The following is a 1,660-nucleotide window of genomic DNA, read 5'->3' as shown; positions in this document are numbered from 1 at the left end:
GCTGTTGCTGCTTCAACGGCTGCATTTAGTGAAAGAATATTTGTTTGGAATGCGATTTGATCAATTACTGTAATTGCTTCATTAATAGCTGCTACTTGTGAATTTATTTCATCCATTGCAGAAGTTGTTTTAGAAGCAAGTTCTTCACCTTCATTTGCTGATTGTGTGATATTATCTGCAAACTGAGTCATTTGTGCAATTTTAGCAGTTGTAGAACTTACATTCCCTGTAATTTCTTCAAGTGCTGCTGCCGTTTCTTCTAAAGAAGCTGCTGCTTCATTTGATGATCTATTTAAAGTATCTACATTATCTAATAATACTTTTGAAGACTGCTCTAACGTTAAACCATTTGTCTTATTTTGAACTAACATTTGAGTAATTGAAGCACCTAAAGAATTAACACCATCTGCTAATTTAGCTAAGTGTTCTTTGATACCTGTTTTATCAACTTTATTTAAATAGTTATAATTTGAGAATTGCTCTAAAACATCTAAGATATTATCAATATTTCTTTCTAAATTTGTTCCCATATTATTAAGAACATTTGTTAATTCATTTAATGCAGGATTATTTACTTTTGTATGAATTCTTTGAACTAAATCACCTTGTTCAAACTCACCTAAAACTTTTATTGTTTCATCAATAACAGCCCTATCTTCTTCAATTCCTTTTTTTGCTTTTACAATATTTTCATTTACAACTTTTGCCATAAGTCCAATTTCATCAATACTATCAGTTTCAAGCTCTTGAACATCTGATTGTTCTCTATTTACGTATCTAAAGAAACCTTCTAAGCCATCTTGGAATTTATGTAATCTTTTTACAACAACATTATTTATTGTAATAACAGCACCAAGAACAACAAAAATCAATAAAGTAATTGAAGTAATTAAAATAATATTTCTAATTGCATTTGGTGCTTTTAATACTTCTTCTTCATCAATTTCAGATAAAATTGCCCATTTTAAATCTTGTCCAACTGATATTTGTTTATAAGCTGATAATACAGGATTTCCATTATAATCAATTACAACTTCTGTATTTTCTTTTCCCAAAAGTGCATTATTACTTGCAAGTGTATTTACTTTTTTATTATTTGCAAAAGATACTTTTAATGAATGACCTTTAGGATCTAAAAAGCTATCACTTCTCATTAATTTATCAGAACCAACTAAATAATCTTCTTGCGATTTTCCATAACCTTGTCTAAATTGCATAATTCTATTAATTGCTCTATCACTTATTTGATAAACTAATATTGATTTAGTTTCTCCACTTGTCACAACTGGTGAAGCTATGAACATCGCAGGTTCATTATTACTTGGAGCATAAGGTTTCATATCAATAAATACAGGTCTTTTTTCTTGCATAACTTTTGTATATGCTTCACCTAATCCACTATCTTTTAAAGTACCATATTTTAAGTTAGCACCATAATCAGACTCTTTTGCAGCTGTATATACAACATGACCTGTTTTAGCATTAATTAAAAAGATGTCATAATAACCATAATCCTTCATATAACCTTGTAAAAATTCCTCATAGTTTTTTGTTGCATTTTTAATTACAATATTATCAACTGGAAATTTACCTTCTTGATTAAAGTCTAATTCATTAGTAGCATCTTCTAAACTTTTTGTTAATCCTAAGATATCAGCAC

1 protein-coding gene is annotated in these 1,660 nt (G+C 28.6%); it reads right to left on the bottom strand.

Going from position 1 to position 1,660, the window contains the following annotated elements; genetic code table 11:
- The coding region (locus tag ACERKK_RS13085) for a methyl-accepting chemotaxis protein (RefSeq protein WP_373773515.1) at positions 1–1,370 on the bottom strand (1,370 nt) is incomplete at its 3' end.
- Between the last annotated feature and the right edge of the window lie 290 nt (positions 1,371–1,660).

This window comes from Poseidonibacter sp. (assembly GCF_041821165.1).
In the GTDB taxonomy this organism is placed as follows: domain Bacteria; phylum Campylobacterota; class Campylobacteria; order Campylobacterales; family Arcobacteraceae; genus Poseidonibacter.
This window is presented reverse-complemented; position numbering and strand designations above follow the sequence as displayed.